Annotated in this window: 17 protein-coding genes and 1 tRNA gene; 3 read left to right on the top strand and 15 right to left on the bottom strand. The window is 73.8% G+C overall.

Annotated features, from left to right (window positions below):
* The first annotated feature begins 265 nt into the window (after positions 1-265).
* On the top strand, positions 266-1,084 hold the full coding sequence (locus tag C7Y72_RS11430) for a ferritin-like domain-containing protein (protein ID WP_107568848.1): 819 nt from the start codon (positions 266-268) through the stop codon (positions 1,082-1,084).
* Between the two features lie 33 nt (positions 1,085-1,117).
* On the opposite strand, the gene C7Y72_RS11425 is transcribed toward C7Y72_RS11430, so the two are convergent.
* From C7Y72_RS11425 to C7Y72_RS11395, 7 genes are all read right to left on the bottom strand, one after another.
* Positions 1,118-2,680, bottom strand: a complete 1,563-nt coding sequence (locus C7Y72_RS11425; protein WP_107568847.1) for an alkaline phosphatase D family protein — start codon at positions 2,678-2,680, stop codon at positions 1,118-1,120.
* A gap of 53 nt (positions 2,681-2,733) precedes the next feature.
* Positions 2,734-3,489: a class I SAM-dependent methyltransferase gene (locus C7Y72_RS11420; RefSeq protein ID WP_107568846.1), complete on the bottom strand. Its 756-nt coding sequence runs from the start codon at positions 3,487-3,489 to the stop codon at positions 2,734-2,736.
* Between the two features lie 31 nt (positions 3,490-3,520).
* Positions 3,521-4,132, bottom strand: a complete 612-nt coding sequence (gene pth / locus C7Y72_RS11415; RefSeq protein ID WP_107568845.1) for an aminoacyl-tRNA hydrolase — start codon at positions 4,130-4,132, stop codon at positions 3,521-3,523.
* A 6-nt stretch (positions 4,133-4,138) separates the two neighbouring features.
* Entirely contained in the window at positions 4,139-4,834 is a 696-nt protein-coding gene (locus C7Y72_RS11410) for a 50S ribosomal protein L25 (RefSeq protein ID WP_107568844.1), read from the bottom strand.
* A gap of 118 nt (positions 4,835-4,952) precedes the next feature.
* Complete coding sequence (locus tag C7Y72_RS11405) at positions 4,953-6,881, bottom strand: glycoside hydrolase family 2 protein (protein WP_107568843.1); 1,929 nt, start codon at positions 6,879-6,881, stop codon at positions 4,953-4,955.
* Between the two features lie 56 nt (positions 6,882-6,937).
* Positions 6,938-7,390: a hypothetical protein gene (locus C7Y72_RS11400; RefSeq protein WP_107568842.1), complete on the bottom strand. Its 453-nt coding sequence runs from the start codon at positions 7,388-7,390 to the stop codon at positions 6,938-6,940.
* A 37-nt stretch (positions 7,391-7,427) separates the two neighbouring features.
* On the bottom strand, positions 7,428-8,150 hold the full coding sequence (locus tag C7Y72_RS11395; protein ID WP_107568841.1) for a hypothetical protein: 723 nt from the start codon (positions 8,148-8,150) through the stop codon (positions 7,428-7,430).
* A gap of 137 nt (positions 8,151-8,287) precedes the next feature.
* Here C7Y72_RS11395 and C7Y72_RS11390 point away from each other — a divergent pair, with 137 nt between their 5' ends.
* Positions 8,288-8,581 (top strand): DUF4235 domain-containing protein, encoded by a 294-nt coding sequence (locus tag C7Y72_RS11390; RefSeq protein WP_107568840.1) that lies wholly within the window; start codon positions 8,288-8,290, stop codon positions 8,579-8,581.
* 30 nt (positions 8,582-8,611) lie between these two features.
* Here C7Y72_RS11390 and C7Y72_RS11385 read toward each other — a convergent pair whose 3' ends face one another.
* The 5 genes from C7Y72_RS11385 to C7Y72_RS11365 form a co-directional block, all read right to left on the bottom strand.
* Positions 8,612-9,634: a transglycosylase family protein gene (locus C7Y72_RS11385; protein WP_146175340.1), complete on the bottom strand. Its 1,023-nt coding sequence runs from the start codon at positions 9,632-9,634 to the stop codon at positions 8,612-8,614.
* A 66-nt stretch (positions 9,635-9,700) separates the two neighbouring features.
* Entirely contained in the window at positions 9,701-10,015 is a 315-nt protein-coding gene (locus tag C7Y72_RS11380; protein ID WP_233243811.1) for a hypothetical protein, read from the bottom strand.
* The gene (locus C7Y72_RS11375) at positions 10,015-10,992 is read right to left on the bottom strand and encodes a ribose-phosphate diphosphokinase (RefSeq protein ID WP_107569766.1); all 978 of its coding nucleotides are present in this window, start codon (positions 10,990-10,992) and stop codon (positions 10,015-10,017) included. The genes C7Y72_RS11380 and C7Y72_RS11375 overlap by 1 nt, the downstream gene beginning before the upstream one ends.
* A 114-nt stretch (positions 10,993-11,106) precedes the next feature.
* On the bottom strand, positions 11,107-12,483 hold the full coding sequence (gene glmU, locus C7Y72_RS11370) for a bifunctional UDP-N-acetylglucosamine diphosphorylase/glucosamine-1-phosphate N-acetyltransferase GlmU (protein ID WP_107568838.1): 1,377 nt from the start codon (positions 12,481-12,483) through the stop codon (positions 11,107-11,109).
* 62 nt (positions 12,484-12,545) lie between these two features.
* Positions 12,546-12,617 (bottom strand) — tRNA-Gln (locus tag C7Y72_RS11365).
* 91 nt (positions 12,618-12,708) lie between these two features.
* Between C7Y72_RS11365 and C7Y72_RS11355 the strand changes: the two genes are divergently transcribed.
* Positions 12,709-12,885, top strand: coding sequence for a DUF1059 domain-containing protein (locus tag C7Y72_RS11355; protein WP_107568836.1), 177 nt, complete (start codon positions 12,709-12,711; stop codon positions 12,883-12,885).
* A gap of 159 nt (positions 12,886-13,044) precedes the next feature.
* Here C7Y72_RS11355 and C7Y72_RS11350 read toward each other — a convergent pair whose 3' ends face one another.
* The 3 genes from C7Y72_RS11350 to C7Y72_RS11340 all read right to left on the bottom strand — a co-directional run bounded on the left by C7Y72_RS11350 (position 13,045) and on the right by C7Y72_RS11340 (position 15,666).
* The gene (locus C7Y72_RS11350) at positions 13,045-13,629 is read right to left on the bottom strand and encodes a hypothetical protein (RefSeq protein WP_146175339.1); all 585 of its coding nucleotides are present in this window, start codon (positions 13,627-13,629) and stop codon (positions 13,045-13,047) included.
* Between the two features lie 249 nt (positions 13,630-13,878).
* A complete protein-coding gene (locus C7Y72_RS11345; protein WP_107568834.1) occupies positions 13,879-15,042 on the bottom strand; it encodes an EAL domain-containing protein in 1,164 nt (387 codons plus the stop codon).
* A 54-nt stretch (positions 15,043-15,096) separates the two neighbouring features.
* The gene (locus C7Y72_RS11340) at positions 15,097-15,666 is read right to left on the bottom strand and encodes a DUF2064 domain-containing protein (RefSeq protein ID WP_107568833.1); all 570 of its coding nucleotides are present in this window, start codon (positions 15,664-15,666) and stop codon (positions 15,097-15,099) included.

Raw genomic sequence — 15,666 nt, 5'->3', positions numbered from 1 at the left:
GGCGGCGGGGGACGCAGGACGGCCGCGCGAGGGGTCGCGCGGCCGGGGCGGACCCACCTTAGCGAGCGGCGAACCTCCGTTCGGGTGCGGGCGCGCCGCGAGCTTGGAGTGGTCCCCGCGCGCGTCCCCGGGATCCGCCCGTCCCAATCGCGGATCGACGACCTATGGCGCAGTTGTGGGCACCGAGCGCATCGGCGCCGAAGACACGTTCACGGACGGCCGCGCTGCGTAGTAGCGGGGAGATCCCCACCAGGAAGGACACCCCATGTCGGACGTCAACACCCACCTCTTCGACACGATCGACCGCCAGAACCGCGAGCTGCCGGCCTCCACGCGCCGCCAGCTCGTCAAGGGCACGGCGGCCGCGATGGGCACGATGGGCCTGCTCGGCTTCGCGACCAGCCGCGACGCCGACGCCGCGGTCCGCACCGGCGAGGCCAACAACATCGAGACGATCGCGGCCGTCGCCGCGACCGCCGAGGTGCTCGCGACGATCGTCAACACGGTCGGCGTCGAGAAGCTCGGCTCGCGCATGGACGCGACGACGCGGCGCAACGTGGCCGCGGCCGCGCAGCAGGAGAAGAACCACTACGAGCTGCTCACCTCCTCCGCCGTCGGCGGCAAGGAGGTCACGAAGACGATCTACGTCCCGGACTCGATCTTCGCCTCCCCGGAGAACCTGCTCGGCGCGCTGGTCGTCGGCGACCAGGTGTTCATCAACGCGTACCTCCTGGCGACGACGGTGTTCGCGCGACAGGGGACGCTCTCGGGCTCGAAGTTCGCCCGCTACACCGCGGAGATCATGGCCACCGAGGCCGTGCACCGCGCGCTCGCGCTCCAGTCGCTGGGCCGGCTGGGCAACGACCGCGTCTACGCGAAGTTCAGCCAGCGCGAGGACGTCCCGGGCCTGCCGACGACGGGCAAGCCGGGCTTCTTCCGGATCCTCGACGCGGTCGCCACGCTCGAGTCGGTCGGCTTCGGCTTCGGCAAGCCGGGCAGCGTGCCGGGCACCGCCTACAACTACGACGAGGTGGCGGCCCGGACCCCGAAGGACCCGGACGTCAACACCATCGCGATCGCCTAGCGGTCGCCTGTCCGGGCGGGCTCTCGACCCGGCTCAGCGCGTGCGCTGGACCGCGGTCGAGCCCGCCTCGACGCGGAAGCTCGCGAGCGTCGTGACCGGGCGGTCGCGCCGGCGCACCGAGTCGACGGCCTTGAAGTCGACCGTCAGCTCGCCGGGACGGCACTCCATGACGCCGTAGCCGCGCCGGTTGAAGTTCGCGAACGCGTAGTGGGGGTTCAGCAGCTGCGCGGCCTGGAACACGGGCTCGGTGATCGGGCGGGCGTCCTCGCCGCCGAGGTCGCCGTCGAGGCTGTCGCTGGTGATCGAGCCGCCGACGAACTCGGTCATCCCGGGCCGCCCGCCGGTGCGACCGGTGGTCGTGACCGTCCCGGCGAAGAACGTGTGGATGTCCCCGGTGATGACGGTGACGTCGCGGATGCCCTTGTCGAGGACGTGCTGGACGACCTCGCGCCGCTCGGCCTCGTAGCCGTCCCAGGCGTCGGGGTTGACCGGGTTGCCGGTCGGGACGTCCAGGGACATGAGCATGACCTGGTTGCCGAGCACCTTCCAGGCCGCGCGGGAGCGCTCGAGTCCCGCCTTCAGCCACTGCTTCTGCGCGGCGCCGAGGATCGTCGAGTTGTCCGGCTCCCGGTAGGTGCGCGTGTCGAGCAGGAACAGGTCGGCGTTGGCGCCGAGCCGCAGCTTGCGGTAGATCCGGTCGCGGTCGGAGCCGATCCGCTGCAGCGGCATGTTCTCGAAGAAGCCCAGGTAGGCGTTGCGGCGCCGCTCGGCGTAGGGGATGCGCCGCACCGCGGTCGTCCCCTCCCCCTTGGGTCCCTCCTGGTCGTTCTCGAACTCGTGGTCGTCCCAGATCGCCACGAACGGGTGGTTGGCGTGGACGGCCTGGAGGTTGGGGTCCGAGCGGTAGAGCCGGTACTTCGCGCGGTAGTCGGCGAGCGTCTCGGTCTGGTTGTTCTCGCCCGAGCTCGTGCGGTCGTCCCGGCCGGGGACCGCGGAGGCGCCGCAGGTCTCGTACATGTAGTCGCCGAGGCTGACGACGAGGTCGAGGTCGGGCTCGGCCGCCAGGCCGGCGTGCGCGTTGTAGTAGCCGGCCCGCCAGTTCTGGCACGAGAAGAACCCGATCCGGACGGGCTCGCGGCTGTCGGCGGGCAGCGCGGTGCGGAAGCGGCCGACCGGGCTGCTCGTGGACCGGGTGGCGAAGCGGTAGAAGTACTGCTCGCCGGGCTCCAGGACCCGTGGCTGCAGGACGCGGGCGCGCGCGGTGTGGTCGCGCACCGCGGCGGCACGGACGTCCTGGCGGTGCACGACGCGCGCGAAGTCGGCGTCGCGCGCGATCTCCAGCCGCAGGCGGCCGGAGCGCTCGACGTCGCCGACCCGGGTCCAGAGCGTGATGCCGTGCTCGAACGGCTGCCCGGAGGCGACGCCGGAGGGGAACGTGCCGGCGGGGAGCGCCGCCTCGCGCGCGAGCCGCTTGGCGGCCGCGGTCTGCGCCGGGTTCAGCGCGCCGAGCGCGATCGTGGTGGTCGCCGCCGCGCCCCCGGCGAGCAGCAGCTCGCGACGGGTCAGCGCGGGGTCGTCGGGGCGGAACGCGGCCATGCACCGGAGTCTCGCCGATCGGCGTGACCGCGTGGTGAAGGCGGCGTGAAGTGCTACGCGGTGGCGTCGATGTTCAGCCGCACGTAGTCGAGCGTGACCGGCTCGCCGAGCCCGGCGATCGTCGACTCGACGAACGGCCGCCGCAGCTCCTGCGGCATCCGCTGCAGGAACGCGCCGAGCACGATCGTCGAGAGGTACTCGACCGGGTCCGGCGGCCGCACCGGCTGCGGGACGAGCCAGCAGCGCGCGTCGGAGAAGCCCGCCGCCAGCAGCCGCTCCTCGGTCTCCTCGGGCCCGTAGAAGTTCGTCGGGTCGTCCCAGCCGTCGAGGTACTGCGCGAACGGCGGCATCTCCCCCACGGCGTGCGCGGCGGCGTGCACGTGCGACATGTTGCCGGCGCCGCCGCACTGCGCGACGAGCACGCCGCCGGGCTTCAGCTGGGCGCGCAGCGCGCGGAACAGCGCGTCGTGGTCGCTGATCCAGTGGAAGGTCGCGGTCGAGAGGATCGCGTCGACCGGGCCGACGTCGGCGACGTCGAGCTGCAGCAGGTCCTGGACGCGGAGGTCGGACTGCGGACCGAGGCGGGTGCGGGCGGCCTCGATCATGTCCGCCGACCCGTCGACGCCGACGACGTGGCCGTCGGGCAGCTGCGCGATGAGCGCCTGCGTCACGCGACCGCTGCCGCAGCCCGCGTCGACGACGGTCTCGTCGCCGCGGAGCTCGAGGCGCTCGAGGACCTTGAGGCCCATGACCTCCATCGGCGCGCTGATGCGGTCGTAGCTCGTCCCGTCCCATGCTCGATTGGTCATGGGAGCAGCCTAGCGCGCCTTGTACGTTATTTCAAACGCTTGTCTGTTCTTGCTCGTCGGGCGGTGGGGCGAGGATCAGCCGCTCGGCCTGGTCGGCGGCCTCGTACACGAGCTCCTCGACCTCCCGGGCGGTCTGCTTCCACCGCCCCAGCACGTAGCCCGCGACGATGTCGGGGTCCGTCGAGTCCGGCCGGCCGACGCCGATCCGCACGCGATGGAAGTCCGGGGAGCCGAAGTGCGCCTTCAGCGACTTCAGCCCGTTGTGCCCCGCCAGCCCGCCGCCGAAGCGGGAGCGGACGTCCCCGAAGCGCAGGTCGATCTCGTCGTGCAGCACGAGCACGCGATCGAGCTCGACCTTCAGCGCGCCGCGCGCCGGGCCCGCAGCGCGCCCCGACTCGTTCATGTACGTCTGCGGCAGCAGCAGGCCGACCCGGGCGGTCACCCCGCCCGGCGTCCCGACCCGGCCGTCGGTGTACAGGCCGGAGAACTTCGCCTTGGGCTTCGACAGCCCCCAGCGCTCGATCAGGTGCTCGGCGACCTCGAACCCCACGTTGTGCGGGGTCCGGGCGTAGCGGTCGCCCGGGTTGCCCAGGGCGACGATGAGCCAGTCGACCGGCGTGGACGATGCGCCGCGCAGGCGCACCGCCGACTACTCGCCGGCGTCGTCGCCGCCGTCCTCGGAGCCGGCGTCCTCGCCGTCCTCCTCGGACCCCTCGGCGTCGTCGCCGCCCTCGCCGATGACCTCGGTCTCGCCCTCGATCTCGTCGTCGGTCTCGACGACGGCCGGCGCGACGATGGTCGCCAGGACGGTCTCCTCGGGATCGTCGAGCAGCGTGACGCCCGCGGGCGCCTCGATCGCCGACAGCAGCAGCGTGTCGCCCTCGACCATCGCCGACACGTCGACGGTGATGACGTCCGGGATGTCCGCCGGGCGCGCCTCGACGTTGAGCTCCGAGACGACCTGGGTCAGGATGCCGCCCTCGACCACGCCGGGGGCGTCGTCGCCACCGACGAGCTCGACGAGCACCGGCGCCTGGATCGGCTTGTTGAGGTCGACGCGCAGGAAGTCGACGTGCATGATCTCGCCGCGGACCGGGTGGCGCTGGGCGTCCTTGAGGATCGCCGGGACCGCGGAGCCGCCGTCGACGACGACCTCGAAGACCGCGCCGGTGGTCGCGAGCGCCAGGCGCAGGTCGCGGGCACCGATCTGGAAGGAGACGGGGTCCTCGCCGCCGCCGTAGACGACGCCGGGCACGAGCCCCTCGCGACGCAGACGGCGCGTCTCGCGGGAGTGCCCCGGGGTGCGGGAGGAAACGTCGAGCTTGGTTGCTTCGGTCTTGGCCATGATCGTCGATCTCGGTCGGGTCCGGGCACGCGCAGGCGGGCCCAACAGCGGCGAGGAAGGGTAGCGGACGGGCCGCGTCCGGCGCGTTGCGGTCCCGGGAGCCCGGGACCGCCCGCCGTCAGCGACCGCCGGTCGGCGCGCCGATCTGCTTCGTCGCGCGGAACAGGCGCTGGACGTCGAAGAACGCCGGCTTGCGCACGCCGCTGAAGGAGATCAGGCCCTTCTCGTGGATCGGCGAGTTGGGCCGCGGGTTGCCGCCGTCCCAGTTCGGCCGCACGCGGAACTCCTCCAGCGCCCAGTAGATCGCGCCCGCCAGCCACGGCTTCGTCGCGTACACGCCGAGGTGGTAGTTCACGAAGTCCGACTGGAACTCGAACGTGCCCTTCTCCTCGACCGGGCCGCTGCGGTTCGCCTCGGCGCCGAACTCGCTCACGAGCACCGCCTTCTCGGGGTAGCACTGGTGCACCGAGTCGAGGTACTGGGAGAGGAGCGTGCGGTCGGCGATCTGCCCGTTGGGGCCGGGGTACCAGCCGAAGTACTCGTTCACCCCGATGACGTCGAGCGGGGCGTACTCGGGCTGGCAGCCCGCCGCCGGATAGCCGGCGACCGCGTAGCCGACCGGTCGGGTCGGGTCGAGCGCCTTCGCGCGCCGCGCCGCGTTGGCGAGGTAGAAGCCCTGCACCTGGCCGGGTCGCGAGCTGAGCTCGTTGCCGACCGACCAGACGATCACCGACGGGTGGTTCTGGTTGGTGAGGATGTTCGACTCGAGCTCGCGCGCAGCCAGCTCGCGCACGACCTTCTTGGCGAGGTGCTCGGTCTTCACCGCGTAGACGGGGATCTCCGACCAGATCATCAGGCCCTGCTCGTCGGCGAGCTCGTGCATCCGCGGGTGCAGCGGGTAGTGCGAGCGCATGACCGTCGCGCCGAGCTCCTTCGTCTCGGCGACGATCCGCCGGCGGTCGGCGTCGTCGATCGCGAAGCCGCGGTCCTTGGAGTCCTCGTGCAGGCCGACGCCGCGGAAGTTCAGCGGCCGCCCGTTCAGCAGCCAGCGGCCACCGACGACCTTGATCGAGCGCACGCCGGTGCGCAGCGCGTAGCGCGCGACCGTGCGCTTGCCGACGCGCACGGTGATCGGCGCGTCGTAGAGCGTCGGGCTGGACGGCGACCACAGGCGCGGCCGGGCGATCCGGATCGTGCGCGTGAACGCCGCGAACTTCTTCGGTCCGACCAGCTGCGTGCCGAGGTTCACCGCCCGCGCGCCGAAGCGGCTCGTGACGCGCACGCGCGCGGCCGAGGTGCTGTCGTTGCGGACGACGACCTTGTACTGGACGTCCGCCGCGCAGGTCGCGCAGGCAAGCACCGGGCGGACCTGCACGGTCGAGAAGTCGATCCGGTCGACCTGGCGCAGGTACACCTCGCGCAGCAGGCCGCCGTAGTTCCACCAGCCGCCCGTGGGGTTGCCGGTGACCGACAGGCCGGAGGGCGGGAAGTCCGTCGGGTAGCGGCGGTTGTCGACGCGCACGACGAGGCGGTTCGTGCCGCTGCGCTTCAGCAGCCCGGCCGGGAGCCGGACCTCGAACGGCAGGTACGCGCCCGTGTTCTTGCCGATCGGCCGCCCGTTGAGCCAGATCCGCGACCGGTAGTTCACGGACTCGAAGCGCACGACGTAGCCGAACCGCTTCGACGCGCTCGGCAGCCGGAAGTCCTTGCGGTACCAGCCGACGGTGCCCTGCATCGACTCGACCGACTCGTCGGTCGCGTTCCACGCGTTCGGCACGGTCGTGGTCGTCCAGCCGTCCGTCGTCGTCTGGCGCTGGAAGCCCTGGGTCAGCCCGACCTCGGCCTTGTCGAGGCGGAACAGCCACGTGCCGGCCAGCAGGTAGCGCCCGGACGGGCCCTGCGTGTAGAGCGCGCCCTTCTTCGGGGTCTCGACCTTCGGTGTCGGCGCGGGCGCCGGCGGGGTCGTCACCGCAGGGTCGGTGGTCTGCGCGGCGGCCGGGGCGGCGGCCACGAGGGCGAGGGTGAGGACGGACAGGATTCGGCGCATGGTTCCGGGGCTGATGGACACGGGAGACGGCGCCGAGTTGCGGGCGGACGACGCCGTCAGGGACACGACGACTCGCGGTCGATCGGCGCGCTGACCCGCAGAACGCTAATCGATCGACCGGCCAGCGCGCTCCCCTTGCGCCGGATCTCCACGCACTGCACGGTCGGCAGCCCGCGGTCGACGACCGCCCAGACCACGCGGGTGGTCCCCGTCGCGGCCCCGAGCGCGTACGCGGTCTGCGACTGCACGTTGATGATCTTCACCTCGCCCGGCAGGCGCTGGCCGCGCGCGTTGCGCCGCACCTGCGCGACGCACGCCGGCGCCCGCCGGCACGACGGGTCCATCGCGTCGAGCATCGCCCCGGGGTCGCCCGCCGCCTGCGCGGTGAGCACGTCGACGAGCGCGTCGCGCTCGCGGCTCTCGGCGGTGAGGAAGCGCGCGAGGCCGACCGAGACGGCGACGAACGCCACGAGGACCAGCACGAGCACGAGCGGGCGGGGACGGCGCATCGGGCGCGAGCCTACGCGCCCGGGCGGTCCCCGCGGGTCAGCAGGCCTCGGGCAGGTCGTCGACGCCGGAGATCTCCAGGAACCGGCGCACGGACTGCTCCTGGTGCTCGAGCTGGTCGGCGAGCCGCCGGGCGTGGTCGGCCGCGCGCTCGCGGAAGTCCTCGAGGCAGCGCTCCGGGTCGTCGGGGAGCGGGTACACGTGCGCGACGTCCTGCTGGGCGCAGGCGATGCCGAGGGGCGGCCGTCCCTCGGCCAGCGTCCGCGCGCCGCAGACCGGCACGACGGTCAGCCGCTGCTCCGGCGCGACGAGCGCGACGGGCATCAGCCGGTGGGCGGGCAGGCGCACCCCGAGCTCGATCGAGCGGTCGACCCCGACCGGGGCGTCGGCGAGCGCCTCCAGCGCGTCCTTCCACAGCGCGAGCACCGTGTCGGCGGCGAGCAGCGCGTCGCGCAGCGCACGGGCCTGCTCGGCGTAGAGGTCGTGGGCGCCCTCGGCGTCCGGGGCGTCGGCGAGGTCGAGGTCGCACGGCACGCGCAGCAGCGCCGACGGCGCGACCGCGGCGCCGGCGCCGAAGCCACCGGGCGCGACGTAGGTCTGGACGGTGCCGAGATCCAGCCGTCCGTGGAAGATCACGGTGAGCGCCTCCGCGAGTGACAGGCCGTCCACGCGCAGCGCGAGCGCCGCCGACGTGTCCGGGTCGATCAGCGCGCGCCGCAGGAGCTCCTCGGCGCCGTCGTGCGGATCGTGCTGCTGGTCCATGTCGGAACTCCTTCCTCCGGTGATGCGTGCCGTCGTCCCGGATCCTGGCGACGAGCCTGCCCCATGGTTATCGACCGACAGGACGGTTCGCCGCAGTCCCCGGTGGACCGGCGGGCGCGCCGGGTAGGCTCCGGGCCATGGGCCGTCTCCTCTACAAGCCGTTCGGCATCGTCTTCAGCGTCCTCGCGGGGAAGATCGCCGCGAAGCTCTTCACGGCGATCTGGGCCGCGCTCGACAAGGACGCCAGCGACGGCAGGCCGCCGCGTCCGACCGAGCCGAACGCCCCCGTCGGCAAGGCGATCGCGGCGACCGCGATCGAGGCCGCGACCTACGCGGGCACGCGCGCGGCGTTCGACCGGGCGGGCGTGCGGACCTTCCACTACCTCACCGGCGTCTGGGCGGGCCCGAAGCCCCCGAAGTCCAAGCGCTGACTCTCGCCGCGGTGGCGCCGCGGCGGCCGGTCAGAGGATGCCGACGATCGCGGCGCAGTCCCAGTTGCGGGCGCCCGCACCGCCGGCCCAGAGCTTCGCGGCCAGCCGGTCCTGCTCGGCCTTCGGCGCGAGATACGCGTGCGGCGTGCTGCCGCCCAGGCCCTTCCAGGTCGACGGGATGAACTGGTAGTAGCCGGACGCCCGCGCGCCCGCGTTGGGCGGCAGGTTCTGGCCGCCGGACTCGCACTGCACGATCGCCCACGGGATCGCCCACGGGCCGCCCGGACCGGCGGAGGACACGCGCGCCTTCGCCTGCTCGGCCTGCAGCTTCTTCAGCGTGCGGGCCGCGCGCGTGCGGGCACGGGCGCTCGAGCGCTTGAGCGCCAGCCGCGCCGCCCGCGCCTGCGCGACCGCCTCGCGGCGGCGCTCGACGGCGGAGGCGATCGAGGCGATCGCGTCGCGGCGGCGCTGCACGGCGACGGCCTCCTCCTCGCGGCGGCGCTCCAGCCGCGCGAGGCGGCGGACCTCGGCCTTCGCGTCGGCGCGCGCGTCGCGCATGACGTCCACGACCTCGGTGCCCGCGTCCTGGGCGCGGCGCAGGAACTCGCTGCGCTCCAGCAGGTCCTCGAACCCCTTGGCGTTCAGCACGACGCTCACGAGGTCCGGGCGGGCCGCCTTGTACTGCGCCTCGAGGTGGTCGGCGAGCGCCTTGCGGGCCTGGGCGAGCCGCTTGCGCAGCCGCAGCGCGCGGGCCCGCTCGGCCTTGACCTGGCCCTGGGTGCGCGCGAGGCGGGTCTGCGCCCCGTTCAGCTCGATCTGCGCCTCGGTGAGCCGTGCCTGCAGCAGCGCGACCTGCCGGTCGATCTTGCGCTCCAGGCGGCCCAGACGCTCGGCCTGGCTGCCCAGCTGCGCCTCGCGCGCCTCGCGCTGCTCGATCTCCCGCTGCAGCTGGCCGGTGTCCTGCTGGGCCGAGCCCGCCGGGACGACGATCGCCACGGCCGCGAGGGCGAGCAGCAGCACGGCGAGGGATGGCAGGCGCAGACGGCGGAGCATGACGGCGGCCGCGCGGACGCACGGCGGGTCCCCACGGTAGGACACGACCGCGCTCGCGGCTGCAACTCAGCGTGCGGCGCGCACGACGAACCCGCGGCTGCCCAGCGCCTCGAGCGCGTCCTCGAACGCGGCGTAGTCCTGGCGCAGCAGGGCGTCCAGCGGCCGGCCGGCGGGGCCCGCGGTGCGGACCCAGCGCCGCAGCGCGTCGGGGTGCACGCGCTCGGCCGCCTCGGCGGTCAGCGTCAGCAGCAGCGGCAGCTGCGGCTTGTGCTCCAGCGCACCGCCGATGACCTCCAGCGGCGCGACGCCGAGCGTCGTGCAGAGCTCCTCGTCGGTGAGGCCGAGGCGGTCCATGAGGACCGCTGCGGCGGTCGCCGTCACTAGAACAGCTGGTTCTCGCCGCCGAAGACCTCGGAGACCGAGTCGTCGGTGAAGATCCGCCGGATCGAGTCGGTCAGCAGCTCGGCGCAGCTCAGCACCCGGATCGTGTCCGGGGCGCCCGCGCGCAGCGGGATCGTGTCGGTGACGACGATCTGCTCGAAGCCGCTCTCGGCGAGGTTGTCGAACGCGCGGCCCGACAGCACCGGGTGCGTCGCCGCCGCGAAGACGCGCGAGGCGCCCGCGTCGAGCACGGTCTGCCCGGCGGCGCGCAGCGTGCCCGCCGTGTCGATCATGTCGTCGAGGATGATCGCGGTCTTGTCCTTCACGTCACCGATGACGTAGCCGATCTCCGCGACCTGCTGGGCGGGACGCTCCTTGTCGAGGATCGCGAGCTCGGCGCCGAGCTTCACCGCGAACTTCTTGTTGAGCTTCACGCGGCCCGCGTCGGGGGCGACGACCACGAGGTCCTGCAGCTGCATGTCGTTGAAGTAGTTGCTGAGCATCATCAGCGCGGTCATGTGGTCGACCGGGACGCTGAAGAAGCCCTGCACCTGGCCGGCGTGCAGGTCCATGGTCAGGACGCGGTCCGCACCGGCGGCCTCGAGCATGCGGGCCACGAGCCGCGCGGTGATCGGCTCGCGCGGCGCGCTCTTCTTGTCCTGGCGGCTGTAGCCGAACCACGGGGTGACGGCGATGACGCGGTGCGCGGACGCGCCGACGGCCGCGTCGATCATGCACAGCAGCTCCATCAGCGCGTCGTTGGCGGTCACCCCGGTCTCCGGGTTGCCGCAGGTCGGCTGCACGATGAAGACGTCCGCGCCGCGGATCGACTCCTCGTAGCGGCAGTAGACCTCGCCGTTGCTGAAGGTCTTCAGCGTGACGGGACCGAGGTCCACGCCGAGCTTGTCGGCGATCTTCGCGGCGAGCTCCGGGTTGGAGCGGCCGCTGAAGAGCATCAGCTTCTTGTCGTAGTCGATCGGCAGGCTCGTGCTCACGGAGGGCGCGAGTCTACGGCCCGGCGCCTGCTGCGTGCCGGGGACGGGCACGATGTTTCCCGCAAGGTCCATGGTCTGCTGGATCGTCATGGGGTCCTACGCTCCTTCGTCCTGGCGCTGGGAGAAGCCGTCGATGTTGGTCTGCCGGGCCCGCGCGACGCCCAGGGCGCCCGGCGGGATGTCCTTCGTGATCACGGAGCCGGCCGCCGTCCAGGCGTCGTCCCCGACGGTGACGGGCGCGACGAACGACGTGTCGACGCTCCCCTTCACCCGCTTGCCGATCGTCGTGCGGTGCTTGGAGGTGCCGTCGTAGTTGGCGGTGATCGTGCCCGCCCCGAGGTTCGAGGCCTCCCCCACGTCGGCGTCCCCGATGTAGGAGAGGTGCGGGACCTTCGCCCCCGGGCCGATGTCGGAGTTCTTGATCTCGACGAACGTGCCGACCTTGCTGTTCTCGCGCAGCACGGTGCCAGGTCGCAGGTAGCCGAACGGGCCGACGCTGACGCCGTCGTGGACGGTGCAGTCGGTCGCGTAGGAGTGGACGACGCGCGCGCCGTCGCCGAGCGTGACGTCCACGAGCGTCGTGGCGGGCCCGATGACGCAGTCCTCGCCGGCGCTCGTGGCGCCGCGCAGCACGCAGGACGGCTCGACGCGCGTGTCGCGGCCGAGCGTCACGCCGACGTCGACGACCGTGGAGCCGGGGTCGACGATCGTCACGCCGGAGCGCATCAGGTCCTCGAGGATCCGCCGCTGCGCGATCGTGCGGACGCGGTCGAGGTCCACGAGGTCGTTGACGCCGAGCACGACGTCGTGGTCCTCCACGACGTGCGCGAGCACGGTGCCGCCCGCCGCGGCGATCAGCGGCAGCGCCTCGGGCAGGTACTTCTCGCCCTGCGCGTTGTCGGTCCCGATCCGGGGGAGCGCGTCGAGCAGCGCGGCACCGGAGAAGACGAAGATGCCCGTGTTGATCTCGCGGATGGCGAGGTGCTCGGGCAGCGCGTCACCCGCGGTCTTCGTCTCCACCACGCGCTCGAAGCGCCCGTCGGCGTCGCGGACGACGCGGCCGTAGCCGGTCGCGTCCGGCAGGACGGTCGTGGCCATCGTGGCGGCGGCGCCCGCCGCGGCGTGGGCGGCGACCAGCTCGGCGACGACCTCCGGGCGCACGAGCGGCACGTCGCCGGAGAGCACGACGACGGGGGCGTCGGGATCGAGGTGGTCGGCGGCGGCCAGGACCGCGCCGCCGGTCCCGTCGGCGACCTCCTGCACGGCGTGCTGCACGCCCGGCGGCAGGTGGTCGGCGAGGCGGCGGTCGGGCCCGTCGACGACGACGACGCGGGCGGCACCGGCCTGCAGCGCGGCCGCGATCGGCCACGACACCATCGGCCGGCCACAGAGGTCGTGCAGGACCTTCGGCGTCTTCGACCGCATCCGGGTGCCCTTCCCGGCGGCCATCACCACGACGACGGGTGCGCTCACGTGGGTGGATGCTACGCCCAAGGCCCCCCTCCGTGCCTGCGGGGCGCTGACCCGGCGGTCAGCTGGGGAGCCCGGACTCGAACCGGGACGGCAGGCTTCAAAGGCCCGAATGCTGACCATTACATCACTCCCCAGTGGCCCGATCATCATGCCGCACTTGCGCTCGCGCCCCAACCTGCCGATGGTGTCCCCGATCCCCTTTCCCCACCCGAGGAGCGTTCCGACATGAAGCAGTTCTCCTGTGGCGCCGTGGTGCCCGGCTGCACCGCCACGTTCGAGGCCGACGACGAGCACGGCATCCTGACCCAGGTCGCCGCCCACGCCCGTGAGGACCACGGCATGGACGCGGTCCCCGACGAGGTCGTCGCGCAGGTCCGCGCGAACATCTCCGAGGCGGCGTAGCGACGGACGGCTCGCGGGGCGGTCCCTCAACCGCACCCGCGAGCTCTACCGTCCGTGTGGGGCGGGCGGACCCTCCTCCGCCCTTCCCGTCGGGCCGGTGGACCCTCCTCCACCGTGCCCGGTCCTGTCCGACCGGTCCCTCAACCGGCAGCCAAGTCTCTAGGCCACGAGATCCACCAGGTGGCCGCCGCCCGGGCGCGCTCCGCGCGCGTCCGCGAGCGTGGTGACGTCCATGCGTCCGTCGGGTCCGTGCACGCGGACCGGCAGGCCCGCCCACGCGGCCGCGGACGCCGCCGCGCCGGTGCCCGCCGCCCCGTCGGACGCGGTGGCGCGTCCGGCGAAGCCGAGCCGGGTCGTGCGGCCCTGCGCGTCGACGTCGACGTCGAGCCGCAGCGGCATCACGCCGGCGGTCCCGTCGCCGAGCAGCCGGACCTCGACCGCGATCTCGCGTCCGTCGGCGACGAACGAGCCGCTGACCGCGAAGACGCCCTCGCCCGACGCGGTCTCGCGCAGGTCGAGCGTCGCGCCCCAGGAGACCGCCTCGCGGGCGGCCTGCACGCGGGCCTGCTCGGCCCGGCCCTGGCGGGCACGGTCGAACGCGAGCGCGATCGGCTGGGCGGACGCGGCGATCGCGTCGATCTCCGCCGCTCCGAGCGTCCGGCCGACGATCTGCTCGACGACCGCCCGGACGAGATCCATCCGGCCTCCCTGCTCGGGAGCCTGGACGGGGGTCGCGGTGGCCACCGGCCGTTCGTCGCCCGGCCGCGATCCGTCGCGGGCGGACGGCGCCCCGCCGAGGGTGCCGTGAAAGGTAAAGGTTGTCGACCCGCCGAACGCGGCCAGGTCGGTCGCTGCAACATGCATCCGTGCGCCCTCCTGATCTTCCGTGATCGGTCGCTGGGCAAGCTGAAGGATCGGTCACCGCGCCCCCGGGTGCAAGCCCCGTGGACGGGTGTTCGGGCGACGCCGTGGCGTCCGCCGACGACGGCGCGCTCAGGCGCCCGCGAGGACGCCCACGACGCGCTCCAGCGGCACGACCCCGACGTAGGCGCCGGCGTCGTCGACGCACACCACGGGGTCCCAGCGCTGGGCCAGCGGCCGGGTCATCGCGCGTCGCGCGAGGTCCCCCGGCGTCGCCTGGGCGCGCAGGCACAGCGGCTCGCGCGGGGCCTCGCCGCGCTCGAACGCGGCACGGTCCAGGACGCCGAGGGGGCGCCCCGCCGCGTCGACGGTGACGACGTGCTCCAGGTGCGGCTGCGCGTCGAGGACGACGCGGACCGCCGTCGGGTCGGCGGCGACGGCGGGGAGGCGCTCGACCAGCCCCTCGACGCCCGTGCCGCGCACGCCGACCAGGGCGCGCTGGCGCAGGCGACGTACGAGATCGCGGTCGATCTCCGCCATCGCGGGGGCGGGACGGCCGAGCGCGTAGCCCTGACCGAGCGGCACGCCGAGGCGCGCGAGGGCGTCGAGCTGCTCCGCGCGCTCGATCCCCTCGGCGACGATCCAGGCGTCGAAGCGGGCCGCGAGGTCGCAGAAGGTCCGCACGAGCGCCGTGCGGGACTCGTCGTCGGGCATTCCGAGCGTCAGCGCGCCGTCGAGCTTCAGGAACTGCGGCCGCAGCCCGGCGATGCGGTCGAGGTTGTCGTAGCCGGCACCGCCGTCGTCGACGGCCAGGCCCGCGCCGCGGGCGCGCAGGGCGTCGACCGCCACGCGCAGCTCCGCCGTGTCCGGGCCGCCCGGGCGGTCGCCGAGCTCGACGACGATGCTGTCCAGGCGCGGTGCGTCACGCAGGGCGGCGGCGACCTCGTCGCTGAGCAGGGCGCCCGCCGACAGGTTGACGGCGATGAAGCGGTTGCGGACCAGCAGCGGCCGCGCGACGAGCGCGGCGGTCACCACCTGCGCCTCCAGCTCGCCGGCGCAGCCGAGCCGCGCGGCGGCCTCGAACCACGCGGCGGTCGGCACCTCGGGCGCCTCCGGGAACCGGGCGAGCGCCTCGTAGCCGCGGACGACGCCGCGCTGGAGGTCGACGATCGGCTGGTAGTGGACGCGGACGCGGCGCGGGTCGTCGAGGATGCGCGCGAGCGCGGCCGCCCACTCCTCGTCGTGCGGGTCGAGGGTGGCGGGCGCGGGCCCGGTCGGAACGCGGAGATCGGTCATCGGTGGGGAGACCCGGGGAGGGGCGGTGCCGGGAAGCGACCGGACCGGGCTGCCTCACCTATCGGCGGCCGACCCCGGAAACTGAAGCAGCGGTTGCAGATGGCGCAGGAGGTCCTCGTGCGCGCACGGATCGGCCGCGTACGCGCGGGCGTCGTCGGGGGTGACGAGGCGCCGTTCGCTGCGCAGCATGCCGACTCCCGCGTCGCGTAGCGCGGGGTCGTCGGCGAACCCCTCGAACGGCGCGCCGACGCGGTCGAGCAGCTCCGGGTCGGCGCGCGGGACCCCGACGAGGTACGGGGTGCCGTCGGCGGTCGGCGCCATCACGACGAGCGCGCCGTCCTCGAGGTCGGCGAGCGCCGCGCGGGCGAGCGCGTCGTCGAGGCGTGGGACGTCCGGCGCGACGAGCAGCACCGGGCCGTCGTGGTCGTGCAGCGCCATGCTCGCGGCGCCGATCGTCGTCGCCTCGAACGCGACGTCGGGCGAGACGCGGCTCGCCCAGCGCCGCGCGCCGAGCGCGAGCTCCTCGCGCAGGGCCGTCGCCCCGGGGGTGCCGAGCAGGTCGTCGAGCCCGCGGTCGCGGGGCGCCGCGAGCGCGTAGAGGACGACGGCGGCGACGCCGCTCAC

The organism is Paraconexibacter algicola (assembly GCF_003044185.1).
GTDB lineage: Bacteria > Actinomycetota > Thermoleophilia > Solirubrobacterales > Solirubrobacteraceae > Paraconexibacter > Paraconexibacter algicola.
Note: the sequence above shows the minus strand (reverse complement) of the source record. Positions and strands in the feature narration are given on the sequence as shown.